This is a genomic window from Pedobacter sp. AC402 (assembly GCF_979252805.1).
Genome location: NZ_CEEDAI010000011.1, coordinates 756,195 through 777,075, shown reverse-complemented (window position 1 = coordinate 777,075; position 20,881 = coordinate 756,195). Strand labels below are relative to the sequence as shown.

Genomic DNA, 20,881 nt, shown 5'->3' with positions numbered 1-20,881 from the left:
TATTTTAACTTACTGGTTGGGTTGTGCCAAACCGGTGTTTAACCAGGTCTACCTCGCTAACACCACTGGTTTTCGCATTTATCGTGAAACGCTTTCGCGTTTTTCGTGCGCCGCTTCACCGTATTATTAATATTCATTTGTTTATTCCTTTTTGCAACTTTAACCTACTTATTTGGCCATTTATTACAGGTTTTAGTGCCCGGATATAACTTTAACCAATTTAATCCCTCCACTGTCCTGATCAATTCTTACACTAAATTGTTCCTCTCCTCATTAGGGATTTTATCATTACAGTTTATTTTAAGCTTCATCTGGCAAATTTCCTAAGCCAATGGGAATTGGTTTTATTGGAACCATTATGGGCATTATAACTGCAAACGTAGGCTGGAAATATGCTTACCTTATCCCCTACGCGCTACCAACGCTGGCATTAAGAATAACGAAAGTAAAAAAAGGTGGTGATCCATTGGATTTTCCAATTTTTACCCAAGAAATATGGACAAGCTTAATCTATGCGGCCATTCTTTTCACTATTGGCTATTTTATTGTGACTAAAAAGAGCATAAAATAGTTAGGGCTAAAATTTCATCGAACAATCGTGTAAAAATATCATTGGAAAATAATTTGGAACGGTTTAAAGTGTCCTTTAGATTAAAACCAACAAATTATTCAGAAATGATCAAAAAATTTACACTAACAGCATTGGCTTTCAGTCTTTGCTTTTCGGCTTGCACAAGAAACACCAGATGCAGCTGTTCTGCAAAAATTAGAAAAGAAGGTTTAGACGATTCCAAGGCAATGGAAATTGCTTTTAATTTAACGGATGTGAGTGGGCCGCGTTTATCAAACTCGCCAGGACTAAAAAAAGCACAGGATTGGGCCGTAAAACAACTTACCGATTGGGGATTAAAAAATGCCCACCTCGAAGACCTGGGGAACTTTCGGTAAAGGCTGGCAAATTGATAAATACTATGCCGCAACTACCATCCCATATTACCATGCCATTATTGCATCGCCAAAAGCCTGGACACCTGGTACCAACGGCCCGATTAAATCTTCAGGTGGTTTTAATTAAAGCCGATAGCGTAGCCGATTTAGCAAAATATAAAGGCAAATTAGCCCGGAAAAATCATCATGATGGATCAGGGTGCACCCTTTAACAAGTGGCACAAAAGCAGATTTTTCGCGCTATGCAGATACCACATTGGCACAAATGGCCGCTGCTAAACCACAAGCAGCAGGTGCAAGACAACGCCCAACCAGCGGACCAATGGCCGATAGAATGGCACAAATGATGAAAATGCGCGAAATCCGTGCTGCAATCAGCGCCATGCTTGTTGAAGAAAAAGTTGGTTTAATTTTAACTTACTGCCCGTGGCGGACAAGGAACATTATTTACCCCAGCAGTGGTGCCTCTTATGCACTAGATGCCAAACCGGTATCGCCAGAACTGGAAGTAGCAGCAGAAGATTTTTTACATATACTACGCCTTTTGCGTGCCGGCAAAACAGTAGAGGTAGAAGCTGATATCAAAACATCATTTTATGATAAGGATCCGCAAGGCTATAATGTAATTGCAGAGAATGCCGGGAACTGATAAAAAAGTTAAAAGAAGAAGTGGTGATGATTGGCGGGCATTTCGACTCATGCCGCATGCAGCAACTGGCGCAACCGATAATGCTGCCGGACTCTATACCGTAATGATGGAAGCCATGCGTATTTTAAAAGCAATAGATTTTAAACCAAAACGTACGATCCGCATTGCACTTTGGAGCTCTGAAGAACAGGGTTTGTTTGGATCGAGAGTGTTATGTAACCAAACACTTTGGCGATCCGAAAACGATGGTACTTACACCCGATCAGAAAAAATATCTCAGCTTATTATAACCTCGATAACGGAACAGGAAAAATCCGTGGCATTTATTTACAGGGTAATGAGGCCGCTGGCCCGATTTTTCAAAACTGGTTTACACCTTTTAATGATTTAGGAGCAACAACGGTAACCATTAATAACACAGGCGGTACGGATCATCAGGCTTTCGACGCGGTTGGTATTCCAGGCTTCCAATTCATTCGGGAGTCCTGCTGATTACAATACCCGAACCCACCATAGCAATATGGATACTTATCGACAGACTTGTTGAAGACGACTTAAAACAGGCCGCAACAATTATTGCTTCTTTTGTTTATAATACATCGCAACGCGAAGCACAAATCCCTAGAAAAGAACTACCTGCACCACAACCTGCAAGACCGTAAATTGAACACCGCTTAAAATAAAAGCCTGCTGATTTGACTTTAGGATCAAATAGCAGGCTTTATTATTTAGATTGAGAGGTTATATGTATTTTGAAACCCTTACAGGGATAATATTCTTTCTTTAAACGCCCAAACAATTAATTGATAAGAGTTTTTTAAATCGAGTTTTCTTACCATATTTCTGCGGTGCGTATTAACTGTATGCTCACTGATAAAAAGCATTTCGCCGATTTCTTTACTGTTATAACCCATTGATAACAGGTGTACAATCTCAATTTCCCTCTCGCTGATCGAACTGTGATTTTCCTTTAGGAGGATATTGTTTGCCATTTTTGAAAAAATTAATGGTTAAATGTTTTTCGTAGTCGCCGCCCATTGTAGACCTATTTCTAAATAAGTTCAAAATAGTTGTTTTTCATAGGTAGACGCTCTATTATTTGATAACCGCATTTTTTTAAGTTGTTATCATATACCAAAAGTAGTAGTACCCCGCAATTCGTTGCTAGTGTAAAATGCCCTAAATTAAAGGGTATTTTTACGGTATCGTTCAGTGAAGCTTGGAGGGCTTATAGAATTTACTTTTCAACTTTCATTAGCTCCCCACTTATTATCTATATTTGGGTTAAAACCAAATAACTTTATGACACAAGTTCCTTTAATGAAGGATGGTAAAAACAACACCATCCCGGTAAATATTGCACAACAGGATTGACGGAGGCTTTTCGCAAAAGCCAGAATACAGAAAAAGGTACATATACAAAAGCGGCCTGGTTTCCTGCGGCACAAATATCATCCTTAACAAAAAAAATGATTGATTTTGGTGGCGACGGGATTAGAATCTATTTCGGAAGGTACACCAGCGAGATTATTGATCAGATCAACAAATTGGAATACGGAGACCAAATCCCTTATACCTATGCCGATATGAATACCGTACTTCTGGTGGTCACCAAATTAATTGATGGTAAACCCTGCACGGATTATTTTATTGATAAAGATGTTGCCTGCAATGTTGAGGATGCACAACCAACCGATCCTGAAAACAGAGCTTTATTATGCCCGCAACAATGCGATGATACTAGCAAATTGATGTTATAACATCAAATAGATGATAGGAAGAATTGACATTCCACTGGATATATTCAAGATTCTGAAATATATCCTGCCAACAAGCGCCTCGTATGCCGAGCTGCTTTGCCTTGTTTTTGCTATATATTTTTTATCAAAAGACAAGAACCCATTTTGGCGAATAACCATATGGTACCTGGTAATCGTAATGGTAACCGAAACTGCTGGAAAGTATTGCGCCTTAACTTACCGTACAAATCTATTTGTGCTTAACATTTATACCTTATTTGAGGTATCATACGTTACCTATGGATTTTATACTTTTATAAAACAGTATGCCGATATCAAAAAATGGATAATTGCAATCTATGGAGTAATCATATTAATTTACATCACATTTACCGCTATATACGGTATCCATGTATATAATGCTTTTACCATAAGTATAATGTCGGTGGTTTTTGTTATTTATGGCTTATTCTATTTTTATTTATTGCTTAAAGACGAAGATTATATCGATTTAAAATTTCATGCTGCATTTTGGTGGGTTGGCGGGGCCTTAATATTTTATTTTGGCAGCACACTCGCTAATTTCTTTGATGATATTATACAGCAAAAATTTTTAGGCAAATACAATACAAGGTCTATTATTTACACAACACTTAACTTTTTTTTATATGGCCTCTGGGCCTATTCATTTATATGCAGAGCTCGTCAACGGAAGTAATGCCACGCGTATTCACCGGCATCATTTGTTTTTCTTTTGATGCCAATATTCCTTTTACTTTATATCAGGTCGTATAACCAGCACAAAAAGAACCACGTTCTGGAAAAGCAGAATATGCAGCAAATATTCGAATCCGAAATGCTTCAAACACGTATTGAGGTACAAGATTCAAACCATGCAGAAGCATTGCCACAGAACTGCATGATAATGTTGGACAACTGCTGAGTCTTACCACCCTTACCCTAAATTCAGTTAATATAAATGATGCAGAAAAAGCAAAAAAGAAAATAGACAATTCACTTTCCCTTGTCAACAAATCAATTAAAGAACTTCGCGAACTGGCTAAACTTTTGCATGGTGAGCAATTGGTAGAAAACGGCATTGGTAATGCCATTGATCAGGAAATAAACTGGCTTAATAAAACTGGCGCATATGAGCTAAAAACAAACAATTTACTGGTTGAAAAACAAATTACTTCGCCAAATAAAGACTTGATTATCCTTCGTTTACTGCAAGAAATTATCAATAATATCATTAAACATGCACAGGCCACACAGATTCAAATCGATGCTTACCTACAGAACGATACTTTACATTTAAAAGTAACCGAAAATGGAATAGGTTTTAATCCAGACGAAATTAAAGCTCAAAAATCGGGTATGGGCCTTAATTCTATTTACAAAAGAATTGAGATGATTGATGGAAAATTAGCCTTAAATTCGGCCCCGGGAGAAGGTACTTCCATTGCAATCGAAATCCCATACCCTTAAACTGTATGCAGAACCAAAGTATCGCTATCGCTATTGTTGATGACCACACGCTCTTCCGCTCAGGATTAGCCAGCCTGTTGGAAGAATTTGATGAAATTAAAGTGATGTTTGAAGCCACTAATGGGGTGGATCTTCAAAACAAAATTAATAACCATACTGAAGTTCAGCTTATTTTGATGGACATCAACATGCCTGTAATGGATGGTTATGCTGCTACCAAATGGGTTAAAATCCACCACCCGAATGTTCATGTGCTTGCATTAAGCATGCTCGAAGATGAAAAGGCAATTATCGGAATGCTCAAAGCTGGTGCTGGCGGTTATATGCTCAAAGAATCAACTCCATCAGATTTATTTGCAGCCATAAGAGTAATTGTAGACAAAGGATTTTTTGTAAATGAATTGGTATCCGGAAGGTTATTGGTAGCTTTAAAAGACAGCGATATTAAACCAACATTCTCTGCCCGCGAATTAACATTTTTTCAGCATTGCAGCACCGAGCTTACTTACAAAGAGATTGCCGACTTAATGAATGTAAGTCCACGCACGGTTGACAACTATAGGGAATCTCTTTTTGCGAAACTCAACATTAAATCACGCACCGGATTGGTAGTTTATGGCATTAAAAATAACATCATCACGATTTAAACTTTTATAAAAGATAAATCATCAACACACTGATTATCAATACTTTAAATACAAAACCTTCTGCATTCCCATTTCAAAATAATGGAAATTCATTCTAAAAAATACAGCATTTTCGATTTCTAAAATATTTTTCAAATAAAATTTGGATAACTAACGAATTAGTTTTAACTTTAGTCAAGACAATTTAATTTGTCATCATCCTTATTATTATTAATTATTATGGAAATTAAAGATTTAACCAAAGCTGAAGAACAAATTATGCAGGTTTTATGGCAATTGGAAAAAGCATTCGTCAAAGAAGTTATTGATGAGCTTCCCCTTCCCAAACCTGCCTATAATACTGTTTCAACAATCATTAGAATCTTAGAAACGAAAGGCTTTATTGGCCACGAAGCTTTCGGGAAAGCACATCAGTACTATCCTTTAATCAGCAGAGAAGAATATAAGCGCCACGCAACGGAAAAATTGCTGGGTAATTATTTCGAAAATTCGGTTGAGAGTATGTTCTCTTTCTTTGTTAAAGAAGAAAAACTGGATTTAAGCGACGTTGATGAAATTTTAAAAATGATTAACAAAATTAAACATCAGCCAAAATGAGTTTTGCCCACTACCTATTACAGGTGAACTTATATTTAATTGTTTTTTTCGGTTTTTACAAATTACTGTTCAGATGAGGAAACCTACTTTACCTTAAACCGCATTTACCTGGTATCTGCGGGAATTTTGTCGTTATGCATACCGTTTATACGTTTAGAATGGCTTACAGAACAAAAGGCAGCACAGCAGGTTTATACATCAGTAAATTGGGAAGCCGTATTACAACAGGCAACAATAGTAACAGAACGGAGCGCAGGCTTTAATTGGGCCAATGCTTTCGTTTATATTTATTGTGCAGGTATATTGTTTTTCTTGGGTAGATTGGTATTTAACTTATTGGCAGTTAAAAAACTCATCACATCAAGCAAAGCCGGATCGGCATTTTCTTTTTTCGGAAAAAAAATAATCGACCGCGAATTGCCGCAAATGGATGTGATTGATATTCACGAAGAAGCACACATTAAACAATGGCATACGGTAGATATTTTATTTTTCGAAATTATAGGCATAATTACCTGGTTAAACCCGGTAATTTACCTATACAAAAAAGCGATTAAAAATATCCATGAGTTTTTGGCTGATGAACTTGCCGCCGAATTTCAGGGCGATAAGGCTGAGTATGCCATGCTTTTGCTCAGCAAATCATTCGGCATATCGCCAAACGCATTAACAAATGGCTTTTTAGAGAAATCGTTAATTAAAAAAAGAATTTTCATGCTTCATAAAGAACGATCTAAAAAAATCGCGATTATGAAGATAAAATCTCTATCCCACTGTTTGCACTCTTGATCGTATTTTCATCAGCAACTGTGCGTAAAAGTGAAAAACTAATCTCCATTACTGATCAGATTCCTTTAGATAAGCCGATTGAGATGGTACAGGATATGGTAACCGAAACACCTAAAGAAATAATTCTCGAACCAAAGATTTCTATTGATGGAAAAACAGATCCCAATTGGAAAGGATTTTATCAGTTTCTTGGCAGAAACATTAAATATCCGGCGGCAGCCAATAGTGACGAAGTGCAAGGAAACGCTCAGATAAAGTTTAATTTGAAAGGTGGAAGAGTAACAAATATCATTTCTAATGTAGAATTAGGTGCCGGTTGTGATGAAGAAAGTAATGAAAGCCATTTTATCATATAAAGGCTTTAAACAGATAAAGGATGGTAAATATGCATTAACAGTGAGCTTTAGTATTCCGGAATCGTCGGAAGAATTTGAAAATAAATTGTCGCCAAAATCAGCAGGCTATCTGAATTTGAACAAAATTACCATTATATCTTATCTCCAAAAAAATACTGAAACCGGAACGGTTAAATCAGAAAATACTGATAAAATTTACGACTTTGTTTCAATCGAAAAACAGCCTGAATTTCCGGGTGGTATAGCTAAGTTTTATAAATACCTTGGTGGCAATATCAAATACCCTAAAATGGCTTTAGAGAATAATGTTCAAGGTAAAGTTTTTCCTTAGTTATGTAGTTGAAAAAGATGGTTCGCTATCGGATATTCAAATTACCAGAGGGTTAGGAAGCGGTACGGATGAAGAGGCCGTGAGGGTTATAAAAGATTCGCCAAAATGGAACCCCGGCATTTCAAACGGTAAGCCTGTTAGGGTAAAATATAACATCAATGTGAACTGCACAATCAATGATGATACACCAAAAGAAATTAAAACAGGTAGTATTCCTGCCGATAGGATAAAATTGAAAGATGGTTCTAATCTTGATGCATTAATCATTTTAGATGGCGTTAAATTATCTGAGAACAGCCAATTGGGTACAATCAATCCAAATAGTTATCGAATCAATAGAGGTTCTAAAAGATCAAACCGCCACTGAATTTGTATGGACCAAAGGCTAAAGGTGGCGTAATTTTATAATAACAAGCAAGGGTGCAAAAAGCAATACTTTCCGATCGTTAGATGCCAAAGAACTTTCGATAGATAAGACAGGTAACTTTTTTGAACTCAGAAAAAGATTCTAATCAAAATTTACTATGAAAAATGTAATCGTATTTACCATGCTGATGGGGTTTACTTTAGCTGGTTTTGCCCGAAAAGGCCGACAGTACCAAAACACCTAAAATTAAGTTAAATCGTGCATATCTTACCGCTACTGAACCATTAATGGTGGTGAATGGGACTAAGCAAGTTTTAAGGGGTATATCATCGGGTAAAGGATCTTGATCCTACCAATATTAAAGCCGTTACCATATTAAGAGATAGAGTCTGCTGATTGCAAAGTACGGAGCAGATGGCTTTGCGGGTGTTATAGAAATAGAAACCAAAAACACCGATTCAACAGGTAACAGCATTATAAAGGCTAAACCTATAAAACCTGTAGTATTCTGCATTTGAATGGAAAAGTAACGGGATTTAAGGTAAATCCAATGCCGAATGGCCAATTACCTGTTAAAAAGCGATACCTGTTAAATAGAGACTTCGATCCAAAAGCAAAAATGCTGTATATTCGGCATTGATGGTAAAGAAGTTGCTGATCCTGGAATTCGATGAACAATCTATTAAGTCAGTAGAAGTTCTTAAAGATTCTCGTCGGCCACAACTTTATACGGCGATAAAGGCAAAAATGGTGTAATTATTATCAAAACCAATAAAGCAACCTCCAAGAAAAACTAATCCCTAACCTTTTAATATAAAACAATGAGAAAGCTAATCTTTTTAGCCCTAATGGGCATCGCCATGTGTTTTAACCAGGCAAAAGCACAAAACAATCCTGATAAAGTTTACGATTTTACCTCTTTCGAGAAAACGCCAGATTACCCTGGAGGAATCAAGAAATTTTATGAATACCTGGGCCGTGAAATAAAGGTAAATCCTGAGGTAGCCAAAAGAAACAGCACACAGGGAAAAGTTTTCGTTTCATTCGTAGTGGAAAAGGATGGCCAGTTAACTGATGTTAAAGTTTACCAGAAGCCTAACCCCTGAAACAGATGCGGAAGCATTAAGAGTTTTAGAAAAATCGCCGAGGTCGGTACTCGGCTTAATAAATGGAAGACCGGTTCGTGTAAAATACAACATCAATGTTAATTTCAGCATGAAATAAAAATCAAACAGTAATCTGAATAAACACAAAACCCCAAGCGATGATTCCCGGGGTTTTCTGTTTTCTCTCCTGTCTCGGAAGACTAAATTTACGAAAACTTTAATGTATATACAAATATTACAGAATATAATTTTTAATTAAGCAATATTTTAATATGCTAACATAGGAATATTGCAACTTTCGCAAACTTTTATTTTGAGCTTGCTTTGTTGTACAAGGTTTCGGTTTTAAAAGATCAAGTTTCGTATGTTTTCAAAACATGATGTAAATGTTAAATTCCACATTATTTTCAGCTCATATTTAACCAGGATATCACTATAGTTTAGTCTATTATAATTTTCAGTCCTTTAGAAGTTTAAAATACTTTTAGTTCAAATTTCACCTCTTTATTAATTCTTCCTAGCTTTAAAAAAAGGGCTAAAACTAGAAAGCCCCCACAACGTGGAGGCTCAAGAATCCGGTGTTTAAACCGGATGCACAGTATATCTTTAAATTGTTTCCTCAGAAATGAATTTTGCAGATGCAAAATCACGGTTCATGCGGGCAATGTTTTCCAAAGAGATTCCTTTAGGGCATTCGGCCTCGCAGGCACCAGTATTGGTACAGTTACCAAAACCTTCTGCATCCATTTGTGCAACCATGCTCTGTACCCTGCGGTAACGCTCTGGCTGACCTTGTGGTAACAATGCCAATTGAGAAATTTTAGCCGACACGAAAAGCATTGCTGAAGCATTTTTACAAGTAGCCACACAAGCACCACAACCTATACAAGCCGCGGCTTCAAAAGCAGCATCTGCCTGCATTTTAGGAATAGGCAAATTGTTTGCATCTGAGCATTGCCCGTATTTACCGAAATAAAACCACCGGCAGCAATAACCCTATCAAATGCAGAACGATCTACTGTTAAATCTTTTACTACCGGAAAAGCTGCTGCTCTCCAAGGCTCAACAACGATGGTATCGCCATCTTTGAAAGAACGCATATGCAACTGGCAGGTAGTTACCAAGTCTTTAGGTCCGTGCGGACGGCCGTTAATGAACATTGAACACATTCCGCAGATACCTTCGCGGCAATCGTGGTCAAATACAACAGGCTCTTCGCCTTTAGTGATTAATTGCTCGTTCAATACATCGAACATCTCTAAGAAAGACATATCCGGTGAAATATCGGCCAATTTATAATCTACCAAAGCACCTTTGGTTTTGTTATTTTTTTGACGCCAAACTTTTAGCGTTAAGTTCATATTTCCTGTACTCATTGTATCTCAGATTTGAGATTTGAGATATTAGATATCGGGAACCAAGATTTTCATCTCATGCCTCACATCTTACATCTCTTATCTATTTATAACTTCTTTGTGTCAACTTGGAATATTTTCAAACTTCAATTCTTCTTTATGAAGTTCGAAGTTTACACCTTCTTTCGTATTCCCGAGCGGCTACGTATGCAAAATTTTCATCATCACGCAGGGCTTCACCTTCTTCTGTTCGATACTCTTCACGGAAGTGACCACCGACAACTTTCGTTACGGTTTAAAGCATCAATACACATTAACTCGCCAAGCTCGATAAAATCGGCAACACGACCAGCTTTTTCCAATTCAGTGTTTAACTCATCAGCAGTACCCGGTACACGAACATCACTCCAGAATTCATGACGCAAGGCCCTGATTTCCTCAATGGCTTCATTTAAACCTTTTTCGTTACGTGCCATACCACATTTTTCCCACATGATGTGGCCTAAACGTTTGTGGAAATGATCGACCGTTTTGGTTCCTTTGATATTGATTAGAGTGTTTAAAATACCAACTGCTCTTTCTTCGGCCTCTACAAACGCAGGGTGATCGGTTGAAATTGCTTTTACCGAAATTTCTTTTGATAAATAAGCACCTATTGTGTAAGGTAGAACGAAATAACCATCAGCTAAACCCTGCATTAAAGCAGATGCACCTAAACGGTTGGCACCGTGATCGGAGAAGTTAGCCTCACCTGTACAGTATAAACCTGGTACCGATGTCATTAAGTTATAATCAACCCAAAGTCCGCCCATGGTATAGTGAACTGCAGGATAGATACGCATTGGTGTTTCGTAAGGATTTTCACCTGTAATCTGCGCATACATATCGAACAGGTTACCATATTTCGCTTTAATTACCTCAGTACCTAAGCGCATGCAGGTTTCTTTATCAGGATTATGGTTACCAGCTTTTGAAGCTTCGATTTTACCGTAACGTTCTGTGTTGGCTTTAAAATCAAGATATACTGCTAATTTGGAAGCACCTACACCATAACCTGCATCACAACGTTCTTTAGCAGCACGTGAAGCCACATCACGCGGAACAAGGTTACCGAATGCAGGATAACGGCGCTCTAAATAATAGTCTCTTTCATCTTCAGGAATTTCTGAAGCTTTACGGTTATCATCTTTCTTTTTTGGTACCCAGATACGTCCATCGTTACGCAACGACTCTGACATCAGGGTTAATTTAGATTGGTGATCTCCTGAAACAGGGATACATGTTGGGTGGATTTGCGTATAGCAAGGGTTTGCAAAATAAGCACCTTGTTTGTGCGCTTTCCATGCGGCTGTAACGTTACTTCCCATTGCATTGGTAGAAAGATAGAATACGTTTCCGTAACCACCTGTTCCTAATACCACTGCATGGCCAAAATGACGTTCGATTTCTCCGGTAATGAGGTTACGGGCAATGATACCACGCGCCTTACCATCGATTTTAACAACCTCAAGCATTTCATGGCGGGTATACATTTCTACTTTACCCATACCAATCTGGCGCTCTAAAGCAGAATAAGCTCCTAATAATAATTGCTGGCCGGTTTGACCTGCTGCATAAAATGTACGCTGAACTTGTGTACCACCGAATGAACGGTTATCCAACAAACCACCATACTCACGCGCTAAAGGAACTCCTTGTGCTACACATTGATCTATAATGTTTGCACTTACTTCGGCTAAACGGTGTACGTTTGCTTCGCGTGCTCTGTAATCACCACCTTTAATGGTATCATAAAAAAGGCGATAAACACTATCACCATCATTTTGATAGTTTTTTGCTGCATTGATACCACCCTAGGCAGCGATTGAGTGTGCTCTTCGTGGAGAATCCTGAAAACAAAAACATTTTACTTTGTAACCCATCTCAGCCAGGGTAGCGGCAGCCGAAGCACCTGCTAAACCCGAACCTACGATAATTACCTCAATAGTTCTTTTGTTCGATGGGTTAACCAAAGGCACAGAAGACTTATATTTTGTCCATTTGCTGGTTAATTCGCCTTCTGGAATATTTGAATTAATATCTGACATATCTCTTTTGTGCTAAAACTTAATCAATTAAATGGGTATAAACTGCAATTGGCATGAGTGCGAATACGATCGAAATGATTAGCGCATACCATACACTGGCTCTTTTAATCATTCCATTGTATTTTGAATGATTCCATCCCATGGTTTGAAATGCCGAAGCGAAACCGTGCAATAAGTGGTAACAAAGAGAAATCATTAAAAGAACATAGGCCACAACCCTTACCGGATCCTGAAATTTCTCTTTCATAACGGCATATAAATCTTCATTGCCGTTTGCATCAACAGTTGGAATTCCTGTAAAACGAGAAACTACCCAAAAATCTTTCAGGTGGATAACAAGGAAAATAAGCAATAAAGTACCTAACAAGCCCATAGAGCGACTATACCATTTACTGTTCGCACTACCATTATAAACTGCGTACCCTTCTCGGCCTTGCTTTTCTATTTTGAATTGTAAGGTTAACTGCCTGATAAATATGCACAAGCAAGCCTAAAAACAATATGTACTCGCCTGCCCTGATGATCCAATTGGTAGCCATAAAATGTGCTCCAATATTAAACTTCAAACCATTATCGTCAAGAAATATTAACGAATTAATACCTGCGTGTACAATTAAAAAGAGTATCAGGAATATTCCTGTAATACCCATAACGTATTTTCTTCCTATTGATGAAGAAAGTGCATTTCCGAAACCACTCATTTGATTAGGATTTATATCTAAATTTTCTTGCAAAAAGTATCTAATTATGAGTTTAATTTATAAACGATTATGACAAAACAACGATAAAACATTTATTTAGAAACATTCTAAAGCATAATCTGAAATAATTGAAATTATACCCATCCCGTCATGCTGAATTTATTTCAGCAACTATCCTATATAAGTCCCTGAAATAAATTCAGGGTGACTGATAGTTTTGAAATTTATAGATAAAGATATTGCCCAGGCCGTCATGCTGAATTTATTTCAGCAACTATCCTTTATAAGGCCCTGAAAAAATTCAGGGTGACGGTAGTTTTGAAATTTAAAGATAAATATATCACCCAGGCCGTCATGCTGAATTTATTTCAGCAACTATCCTTTATAAATCCCTGAAATAAACTCAGGGTGACGGCAGTTGCAATATTGGGTTATGAATTCCTTAATGGTTAAAATTTAAGAAACCCTAAACACCCAACATAACTAATCTTTTCGTTATATTGCCTTACCAAATAATTAACATGAAAAAGCTGCTCTATTTTATTGTGCTCCTGGCCATTTTATGCTCAGGTTGCGATCCTGCTCCGGCTACTTTTAATCTGGAAACCAAAAACTTTGGTCCAAATGCCGTAATTACCATTCAAAGTGCAGAAAACAGTGAAACACTAAAAGTTGAAAACATAACAAACGGGAAACAGACTTTTAAAATTAACATTCCGAAAACAGGCTATGCCATTTTAAAAACAGAGGATGGGCCCCATAAAGAGGAATATTTCTTTTATCTGGATAAGGGTGATTATAAGGGAGTTCTTGATGGAAAAAATACAAATAGTTATCCATTTAAAACCGTACCTGATCAAGAAGGCGAAGCGTTTATCGAGTTTTACAAACTTTCAGATAACATGAGTAAAGATATACTTGATAGTTTAAGTAAAGCCGAGGTAGATCTTGATCAGGCCAACCCGAACAATATAATGGAACGTGCTCAAAAAGCTGATCAATGGAGAGAAAAACAACTCAAGCTTAAACTTGAAATTATAAGAGCCTTCGCTAAAGCGCATCCAAAATCGACTCATCCGCTCTTTTTATTGGAACGTTTAGGTACTGTGGATTCGGGAAGCGAAAAATTACTTATCCATTTTTAACCTACTAAGTGAGGAAGTAAAAGAAACGAAAAGAGGTAAAAATCTCCTTGCTGAAATAAAACAGGCTAACCAAATGATGGCGGGAAGTAAAATGCCGCTTATTGAGGGCGAGAACCCTAAAGGCAGAAAATTTGATTTGAAAGTATTGAAAAAGGTAAATCTAGTGAGTTTTTGGGCATCTTATAGCGGTAAGAGCCGCAGAGACAATCAAACCTTAGCTTCACTTTATGAAGAATATAAAAACAAAGACGTTGAATTTATCAGTGTATCTTTTGATAAAAAACGTGATTCGTGGTTAAAAACCATAAAAGAAGATAAGTTAATTTGGCCTCAATATGCCGATTTTAAAGGGTCAGAATCTCCCAATGCCAAAAACTTAAGCAATTATAACGTTACCTATTTCTTTTTAGTTGATAAAAACGGCAACGTATTAAGCAATAATGACCTTACATTAGATTTTGTGAAGAGTGAAATAGAGAAAAATTTAGCTGGCAGATAATTTTTATATGCTTACTGCGGAGTTAATTCCACAAAAAAGTCCCGATTTGCATCGGGACTTTTTACGATTTATGTGTTCGAGTTTTCTTAAGCTACTTTAACATTTACCGCGTTTAGGCCTTTTCTACCTTCTTCTACATCGTAGTTTACGGTATCATTCTCGCGAATGTTATCGATTAAGCCTGAAGCATGAACAAAAATTTCGGCATCGCCATTAGATGGAGTGATAAATCCGAAACCTTTAGTTTCATTAAAAAATTTTACTGTTCCTTGTTGCATTATATTGTATTTTAATTTGTTTCAAAGATAAAGTTAAATACCTATAAATCAATTTTTTATTTTTAATTATATTAATTATTGCTAAATATATTGACTATTTGCCTTTTAAGCCCTGTTTGGCAGCTCGATTTACTCAATAAATACCTGATGTATTACCTGATTTTATAATTAAATAGCAGTCAAAATTAGTATTCGCTTCTGCTTTTCTGCCTAAAAACAGCAATAACCAACCCTAAACCACTCCTATTTCATTCCATACAAATACTAACTTAATTATTCTTGATTTTTACCTTGGGGAAGATAACATAGTTTATTAGCTATAAGCCATACTTTCCTGTTGTTCATAATTAACCAAAAGGCTTTCGGTAATTTTAACCATCAGTGTTCAATCGCTCCCGTTGTTACCCTTTAAAATCAATAAATCGCCTACAATTTCGTGTAAAATAAGTTTCGGGCTGGTATATGTAATAGAAACCACATGAGCGCCTTTATTTAAAAAGATCTGAAGCATAAATATGCAACTCGGCCCAATCAAAAAGTACAGGCTGATCTTCCAGGTCATTTAAAACAGGCATTTTATGATCCAGGGCGGCAATGCTGTTCATTACCGAATATTGAAGTTTTTGATGTAAATGATGTATTTGCCTTTTCATTGGTAAACTGCATTTGCGAAAAGGTATGGAGTTGTTGATTTAGGCTGCATATTTTAGATTTTTTTTTGAAATTCTTTGTAGGTATCATGAAATATCCGTCGTTCAAAGTCGGTTTTACACATGAAATTGAAATATTGTTTTACACTTAGGTTAATATGAGCTAAAGCCATAATATTCGTTTTTGGATGCTTATTCAAATATGTAACAATAAAATAATTTAGTAGTTATCGATCTTTAAAGGCTGATAATCAATCGCGATAACAAAACTAATTCTTGATTATGAAAAACGCATGAATATTGGTTTGAGTACGGAGCATTAGGTGATTTGCCGGTTATTTAAGATATTTTAACATATTAAATAGCCGTTTGATTGTGTAGGTAATACTCAATTATATTTTCTGGTTTGCGTTGGTTTCCTGACGGGATGCAGTCGTTCGTCCTAAAATGGACGAAGCGGATGTGGAATGGTTCTTCTGATGCAACAAGCTATCCAATACACAAATTCGTAGCGATCGTTGTAAGATTGCTTCGCTGGCTGAAAAAGCCATCTCGCAATAACGAAACGTGAAAAATTTTTACTCCTTTTACCTCTATTCCTGGCTTAATTGCAATTAAAACAAAAAAGCTTCCCGGGTTAACCCCGGAAAGCTTTGTTAAACTATTATTTACTTAATTATTGTGCTGGAAAACTGTAGTTGTATGAACCCTGTTCGCCAACACCAGAAATACTTACCATATTGTTTCTACCCAATGGCAATGCTTTTTGAACATCAGCAACCGAGTTAACAGGTTGTCCGTTTACTTTTGTAATGATCAATCCTTTCTCTACACCAATGTTATCAAAAGCTTTTCCGGTGGTTACTGATGTTACTACAACGCCACTGTTAATGCCATATTTAGATTTTTGTGCCTGAGATGCTGGAGCAAAAGTTGCACCTAATTTTGAAACTTCGGCACCTTTGCTTGTTGCGTTTTTGGCAGTTAAACCTACACTGGCTTCACCTTTCAAAGTAACAGTGTAATCTTTAAGGGAACCATCGCGAAGCACTGTTAATTTAACTTTATCACCAGGATTTAAACGGCCAACTCTTTCCTGAAGATCTGGTGAATCGTTAATTACAACACCATCTACTTTTTTAATTACATCGCCAGATTTAATTCCTGCTGCAGCAGCACCGCCACCAGCAACAACATCATTCACATATAAACCGCTAATTTCGTTGGTTTTAATACCCTCTGGTTTTTCCTCACCACTTAAAGGCACAAAATTTACACCAATATAACCACGTTTAACTGAGCCATATTTCATAAAATCATCCACAATTTTACGTGCCAGATTAACTGGAATTGCGAATCCGTAACCTTGGTTATATCCACTTTGCGAAGCAATTGCAGAGTTGATACCAACCAATTCGCCATTGGCATTTACCAATGCACCACCGCTGTTGCCTGGGTTAATGGCTGCATCGGTTTGAATAAATGATTCGATACTGGTATTTGCCGGACGGTCTGGTCTTTTACCCGTACGTTGATACTCGCGGTATTCTTCTTCTGTAATTTCATTGCCTTGTTGCTCACGACCAATAATACCGATACTACGGTTTTTGGCACTTACAATACCAGCAGTTACAGTTGTATTTAAATCCAATGGGAAACCAACGGCTAAAACCCACTCACCCACCTGCACATTATCTGAATTACCCATTTTTACCACTGGTAAACCTGTTGCGTTAACTTTAATCAGGGCTAAATCTGTATTTGGATCGCGACCGATTACTTTGGCCTCAACTTTACGCCTGTCGGTTAAAACAACCTCAACTTTTTCAGCATTTTCTACTACGTGGTTGTTGGTAACGATATAACCGTCCTGACTTATAATTACACCCGATCCTGATGCTGCCCTTGGCTGACGCTGCATTTGGCGGCCACCGCCTCCACCGAAAAAGTCTTCCATCATATCAAACGGAGAAGACGACCCCTGGCCTTTAGATGCCGCATAGGTTGTTTTAATGTGTACCACACCCGGTGCAACTGCTGCCGCAGCCTGTGTAAAATCGGTAGCCCCTGCTGATGTTACTTTAAGTGGATTATTTGCAAAATATAAATTCTGTTTTTCAGAAATTGTACTGCCTGTTTGGTTACGCTCAAATAGTTTGTAACCTCCAATTGCAGCTGCCCCACCTATAAAAGCAGCCAACATGGTAATTCCTAATATTTTTTTCATGTGTTTGTATATTGTTTTTAAATGTTATGAAGCTATTAAAAGTATAAATTGGTTAGCTTTTAATGGTTCATTTGTTTATTTATTGTTTAAAGCCATGATTTATTATAAGCTGGTTTGCTAGCTAATTGTTTGTTTAGCTTATAATATTTCATATTGTTAAATGTTATTATTGCGGGAGCGCTTTCAATTTGATTTAAGCAGAATGCTCCGGCAGTTTTTATCTGCTCAAATTTTCTTTTATAAGTTTATTCAAATTTAATACCATATAAACGATATTTGCATCCTCAAAGCACTTAGTTTTGTGTTAAAAAATGTTAAATTAAAAAACACAATCCGCTTATTACCTTTTGCAACTCAAATATTGCATTAATAAATGAAGATTAAATGAAAATTAATTTCTTTAAATACCAGGGCGCAGCAACGATTTTATTTTAATAGACCATACCGCGAGTCCATTAAAAAATATTGATAATCAATTAGTTGAACAGCTTTGTCATAGGCGTTTTGGTGTTGGTGCTGATGGATTAATGTTCATTACCAAACATGAGGATTACGATTTTGAGATGCATTATTTTAATGCCGATGGTAAACTGGGAAGTATGTGCGGAAACGGTGGCAGATGTATCGTAGCCTTTGCCAAACAACTCGGTATTATCGACCGTGAAACAAACTTTTTGGCAGTAGATGGCCCACATTATGCCAGAATTTCAGAAAACGGCGAGTGGGTTGATTTACAAATGATTGATGTAGATACCATTACAAAAGATGATGATGCCTATGTATTAAATACAGGTTCGCCGCATTATGTTGCGCTACAAAATGACTTAAAAGAGTTTGATGTTTTTCATAAGGGGAAAGTATCCGTTACAATGCAACATATTCAGAGAAAGGAATTAACGTAAACTTTGTAGAAGATAAGGGCGATCATTTATTTGTGCGCACCTATGAACGTGGCGTTGAAGATGAAACCTATGCTTGTGGCACAGGCGTAACGGCTGTGGCTATGGCCATGGCAAAACACAAAAATCAAACTGGTCATATTACAACAGCGATTAAGGTTTTAGGCGGCGATATTAAAATCGAATTCGATTACGACGGTAAAATATTTACGAATGTATTTTTATGCGGTCCGGCCAAATTGGTTTTTGAGGGCGAAGTGGAATAATATTCCTTTTTAAAAATTATTTGTTATTAAAAGTACTGAGGTTTTTAAATTGATAGATCAGAACAATCTTACTTTCTATTTAGATAAAAATTGCTCACATAAAAAAAGCTTATTGCGTTCCTTTCCAAAACCAGCGGATTTTAAAATTAATGCTACCAGTATCTAAAAATCTAGTGTAAAACAGACAACGGCTACATCCTCTGTTGGCTAAAATACACAACATTTACTGTAATAAAAACTGTATTTTTCAATTGATTTTAACAGCTTTTAACATCTGTCGCAAGATATTTACACACTCTTTTTTTCTCGGTCGAACAGTGCTTTAATAGCCTACTGAACAGCTTTTTAAAAAGCTTCATAGCACTGTTTTTAATCAAAAAATAAATCAATCGATTGATTAAATGACAGAATTCGGACAGATTTATTTTTTTTTAGGCTCTATTTTTGGGCAATTATTAGCGAAAATCAAAGTCCCATTTTTTTTGATATCGCCCTTAATCCCGGAAATTTAAATTTAAACACACAGAAATACCCCATGAGAAAAGTAACAACTCTCTTTTTTAGCGTGAGCATTGGTATGCTTTTAGCGTCCTGCGGAAATGATGATGCAGCTTGAAAAAAGCAGCCGCTGCAGCCGCAGCCGGTCCACCGGCCTACCCCGTTTTTACAGTAAGCACACAAAATACAACTTTGGATTCTGATTATCCGGCTACGATAGAAGGTATCCAGAATATCGATATCCGCCCAAAGGTTGATGGCTTTATCGAAAAGATTTTTGTAGATGAAGGTGCGGTTGTTAAAAAAGGCCAGTTACTTTTCACTATTAACGCACCACAATATGAGCAACAGGTTAGAACAGCAAGAGCGGCCATTAGTAGCGCAGAGGCTGATGTAAATGCGGCTCAGTTAACGGTAAATAAAACCAGGCCACTTGTAGAAAAAGATATCATCAGTAAATATGATACTTGATGTCCGTCAGTTAACGCTTCAAAGCAGAAAAGCAGCATTGGCACAGGCAAAAGCCGAATTGGTAAATGCTACAGGTTAACTCTAGGTTATACCTCAATTACAAGCCCGGTTGATGGTGTAGTGGGCAGTATTCCTTTTAGAAACGGAAGTTTGGTAAGCAGCACCAGTACACAGCCCTTAACTACGGTTTCTAATACATCTAAAGTATATGCATATTTCTCATTAAACGAGAAACAGCTATTGGATTTTGCCAATATCTACAAAGGAAACACCCTGGCCCAGCAAATGAAAAACATTCCTGCGGTTAGCCTGGTGCTGGCTGATGGAACTGTTTATGCACAGAATGGTAAAATAGAATCCATTAATGGTCAAATTAATACCAGTACAGGTTCTGCAAGTTTAAGGGCAACATTCCCCAACCCGACTTCATTATTAAAAAATGGAGCTAGCGCATCTGTTAGAATCCCTCAACATGTTGAAAATGCCATTTTAGTTCCTCAAAAATCAACTATCGATTTGCAGGGTAAAAAATTCGTGTATGTATTAGGCGATTCTGCTAAAACGGTAAGTACCGAAATTCAGATTATGGATTTGGCCAAAGGCAAATTTTATGTGGTAACAAAGGGCTTAAAGGCTGGCGACAAAGTTGTACTTGAGGGTTTCCAATCATTAAAAGGATGGAACAAAAATCAAACCTGAAGAAAAAAGTGCTGATTCAGTTTATGCTGATATCAAAAAGTAACAATATAATGAGTGACAATCACACGATATCAGTGTAATCAATATTA

25 protein-coding genes and 4 pseudogenes are annotated in these 20,881 nt (G+C 37.0%); 21 read left to right on the top strand and 8 right to left on the bottom strand.

The genetic code is table 11. From position 1 onward, the window contains the following. Window positions 1-331: 331 nt before the first annotated feature. The 5 genes from AC0IWE_RS22445 to AC0IWE_RS22425 all read left to right on the top strand — a co-directional run bounded on the left by AC0IWE_RS22445 (window position 332) and on the right by AC0IWE_RS22425 (window position 1,988). A complete protein-coding gene (locus AC0IWE_RS22445; protein WP_471794791.1) occupies window positions 332-571 on the top strand; it encodes a hypothetical protein in 240 nt (79 codons plus the stop codon). A gap of 104 nt (window positions 572-675) precedes the next feature. Then, complete coding sequence (locus AC0IWE_RS22440) at window positions 676-948, top strand: hypothetical protein (protein WP_471794790.1); 273 nt, start codon at window positions 676-678, stop codon at window positions 946-948. Then, window positions 914-1,075, top strand: a complete 162-nt coding sequence (locus AC0IWE_RS22435) for a hypothetical protein (protein ID WP_471794789.1) — start codon at window positions 914-916, stop codon at window positions 1,073-1,075. Before AC0IWE_RS22440 ends, AC0IWE_RS22435 begins: the two co-directional genes overlap by 35 nt. A 72-nt stretch (window positions 1,076-1,147) precedes the next feature. Further along, window positions 1,148-1,597, top strand: coding sequence for a hypothetical protein (locus AC0IWE_RS22430; protein WP_471794788.1), 450 nt, complete (start codon window positions 1,148-1,150; stop codon window positions 1,595-1,597). Beyond that, on the top strand, window positions 1,584-1,988 hold the full coding sequence (locus tag AC0IWE_RS22425; protein WP_471794787.1) for a M20/M25/M40 family metallo-hydrolase: 405 nt from the start codon (window positions 1,584-1,586) through the stop codon (window positions 1,986-1,988). The genes AC0IWE_RS22430 and AC0IWE_RS22425 overlap by 14 nt, the downstream gene beginning before the upstream one ends. 370 nt (window positions 1,989-2,358) lie before the next feature. Here the strand turns inward: AC0IWE_RS22425 and AC0IWE_RS22420 are convergent, their stop codons facing one another. Further along, complete coding sequence (locus tag AC0IWE_RS22420) at window positions 2,359-2,589, bottom strand: response regulator transcription factor (RefSeq protein ID WP_082458749.1); 231 nt, start codon at window positions 2,587-2,589, stop codon at window positions 2,359-2,361. 378 nt (window positions 2,590-2,967) lie between these two features. On the opposite strand from AC0IWE_RS22420, the gene AC0IWE_RS22415 reads away from it, so the two are divergent. The 11 genes and pseudogenes from AC0IWE_RS22415 (at window position 2,968) to AC0IWE_RS22365 (ending at window position 9,017) form a co-directional block, all read left to right on the top strand. Then, the gene (locus tag AC0IWE_RS22415) at window positions 2,968-3,357 is read left to right on the top strand and encodes a hypothetical protein (protein WP_471794786.1); all 390 of its coding nucleotides are present in this window, start codon (window positions 2,968-2,970) and stop codon (window positions 3,355-3,357) included. Between the two features lie 10 nt (window positions 3,358-3,367). Continuing rightward, the gene (locus tag AC0IWE_RS22410) at window positions 3,368-4,054 is read left to right on the top strand and encodes a hypothetical protein (protein ID WP_055909002.1); all 687 of its coding nucleotides are present in this window, start codon (window positions 3,368-3,370) and stop codon (window positions 4,052-4,054) included. A gap of 185 nt (window positions 4,055-4,239) precedes the next feature. Beyond that, a pseudogene (locus AC0IWE_RS22405) lies at window positions 4,240-4,404 on the top strand (histidine kinase); the annotation flags it as partial. Next, complete coding sequence (locus AC0IWE_RS22400; protein ID WP_471794785.1) at window positions 4,405-4,824, top strand: sensor histidine kinase; 420 nt, start codon at window positions 4,405-4,407, stop codon at window positions 4,822-4,824. A 5-nt stretch (window positions 4,825-4,829) separates the two neighbouring features. Continuing rightward, entirely contained in the window at window positions 4,830-5,471 is a 642-nt protein-coding gene (locus AC0IWE_RS22395; RefSeq protein ID WP_055909006.1) for a response regulator transcription factor, read from the top strand. Window positions 5,472-5,690: 219 nt separating this feature from the next. Next, entirely contained in the window at window positions 5,691-6,068 is a 378-nt protein-coding gene (locus AC0IWE_RS22390; protein WP_055909009.1) for a BlaI/MecI/CopY family transcriptional regulator, read from the top strand. 39 nt (window positions 6,069-6,107) lie between these two features. Next, complete coding sequence (locus AC0IWE_RS22385; RefSeq protein WP_471794784.1) at window positions 6,108-6,857, top strand: M56 family metallopeptidase; 750 nt, start codon at window positions 6,108-6,110, stop codon at window positions 6,855-6,857. After that, the gene (locus AC0IWE_RS22380) at window positions 6,854-7,213 is read left to right on the top strand and encodes a hypothetical protein (RefSeq protein ID WP_471794783.1); all 360 of its coding nucleotides are present in this window, start codon (window positions 6,854-6,856) and stop codon (window positions 7,211-7,213) included. The genes AC0IWE_RS22385 and AC0IWE_RS22380 overlap by 4 nt, the downstream gene beginning before the upstream one ends. Next, entirely contained in the window at window positions 7,179-7,544 is a 366-nt protein-coding gene (locus AC0IWE_RS22375; protein WP_471794782.1) for a hypothetical protein, read from the top strand. The genes AC0IWE_RS22380 and AC0IWE_RS22375 overlap by 35 nt, the downstream gene beginning before the upstream one ends. Then, window positions 7,519-7,911, top strand: a complete 393-nt coding sequence (locus tag AC0IWE_RS22370; RefSeq protein WP_471794781.1) for an energy transducer TonB — start codon at window positions 7,519-7,521, stop codon at window positions 7,909-7,911. Before AC0IWE_RS22375 ends, AC0IWE_RS22370 begins: the two co-directional genes overlap by 26 nt. A gap of 821 nt (window positions 7,912-8,732) precedes the next feature. After that, the gene (locus AC0IWE_RS22365; protein ID WP_471794780.1) at window positions 8,733-9,017 is read left to right on the top strand and encodes an energy transducer TonB; all 285 of its coding nucleotides are present in this window, start codon (window positions 8,733-8,735) and stop codon (window positions 9,015-9,017) included. Between the two features lie 606 nt (window positions 9,018-9,623). On the opposite strand, the pseudogene AC0IWE_RS22360 reads toward AC0IWE_RS22365, so the two are convergent. From AC0IWE_RS22360 to AC0IWE_RS22345, 4 genes and pseudogenes are all read right to left on the bottom strand, one after another. Next, a pseudogene (locus AC0IWE_RS22360) lies at window positions 9,624-10,393 on the bottom strand (succinate dehydrogenase/fumarate reductase iron-sulfur subunit). A gap of 82 nt (window positions 10,394-10,475) precedes the next feature. After that, window positions 10,476-12,459 (bottom strand): annotated as a pseudogene (locus AC0IWE_RS22355) (fumarate reductase/succinate dehydrogenase flavoprotein subunit). A gap of 19 nt (window positions 12,460-12,478) precedes the next feature. After that, window positions 12,479-12,943, bottom strand: coding sequence for a succinate dehydrogenase/fumarate reductase transmembrane subunit (locus AC0IWE_RS22350; protein ID WP_471794779.1), 465 nt, complete (start codon window positions 12,941-12,943; stop codon window positions 12,479-12,481). Beyond that, window positions 12,867-13,193: a succinate dehydrogenase/fumarate reductase transmembrane subunit gene (locus AC0IWE_RS22345; protein ID WP_471794778.1), complete on the bottom strand. Its 327-nt coding sequence runs from the start codon at window positions 13,191-13,193 to the stop codon at window positions 12,867-12,869. The genes AC0IWE_RS22350 and AC0IWE_RS22345 overlap by 77 nt, the downstream gene beginning before the upstream one ends. Before the next feature lie 488 nt (window positions 13,194-13,681). Here AC0IWE_RS22345 and AC0IWE_RS22340 point away from each other — a divergent pair, with 488 nt between their 5' ends. Further along, entirely contained in the window at window positions 13,682-14,305 is a 624-nt protein-coding gene (locus AC0IWE_RS22340) for a hypothetical protein (protein WP_471794777.1), read from the top strand. A gap of 73 nt (window positions 14,306-14,378) precedes the next feature. Then, complete coding sequence (locus AC0IWE_RS22335) at window positions 14,379-14,804, top strand: TlpA family protein disulfide reductase (protein ID WP_471794776.1); 426 nt, start codon at window positions 14,379-14,381, stop codon at window positions 14,802-14,804. Window positions 14,805-14,890: 86 nt separating this feature from the next. Here the strand turns inward: AC0IWE_RS22335 and AC0IWE_RS22330 are convergent, their stop codons facing one another. The 3 genes from AC0IWE_RS22330 to AC0IWE_RS22320 all read right to left on the bottom strand — a co-directional run bounded on the left by AC0IWE_RS22330 (window position 14,891) and on the right by AC0IWE_RS22320 (window position 17,959). Continuing rightward, window positions 14,891-15,082 carry a cold-shock protein gene (locus tag AC0IWE_RS22330; protein WP_010599638.1) on the bottom strand — a complete coding sequence of 64 codons (192 nt, stop codon included), beginning with the start codon at window positions 15,080-15,082 and terminating at the stop codon, window positions 14,891-14,893. Between the two features lie 488 nt (window positions 15,083-15,570). Beyond that, window positions 15,571-15,735 carry a hypothetical protein gene (locus tag AC0IWE_RS22325; RefSeq protein WP_471794775.1) on the bottom strand — a complete coding sequence of 55 codons (165 nt, stop codon included), beginning with the start codon at window positions 15,733-15,735 and terminating at the stop codon, window positions 15,571-15,573. Between the two features lie 673 nt (window positions 15,736-16,408). Next, complete coding sequence (locus AC0IWE_RS22320) at window positions 16,409-17,959, bottom strand: trypsin-like peptidase domain-containing protein (protein ID WP_055909038.1); 1,551 nt, start codon at window positions 17,957-17,959, stop codon at window positions 16,409-16,411. A 384-nt stretch (window positions 17,960-18,343) separates the two neighbouring features. On the opposite strand from AC0IWE_RS22320, the pseudogene dapF reads away from it, so the two are divergent. The 3 genes and pseudogenes from dapF (at window position 18,344) to AC0IWE_RS22305 (ending at window position 20,792) form a co-directional block, all read left to right on the top strand. After that, window positions 18,344-19,124 (top strand): annotated as a pseudogene (dapF, locus tag AC0IWE_RS22315) (diaminopimelate epimerase). Window positions 19,125-19,736: 612 nt separating this feature from the next. Then, window positions 19,737-20,093: an efflux RND transporter periplasmic adaptor subunit gene (locus AC0IWE_RS22310; protein WP_471794774.1), complete on the top strand. Its 357-nt coding sequence runs from the start codon at window positions 19,737-19,739 to the stop codon at window positions 20,091-20,093. A gap of 120 nt (window positions 20,094-20,213) precedes the next feature. After that, a complete protein-coding gene (locus tag AC0IWE_RS22305) occupies window positions 20,214-20,792 on the top strand; it encodes an efflux RND transporter periplasmic adaptor subunit (RefSeq protein WP_471794773.1) in 579 nt (192 codons plus the stop codon). The last annotated feature ends 89 nt before the right edge of the window (window positions 20,793-20,881 follow it).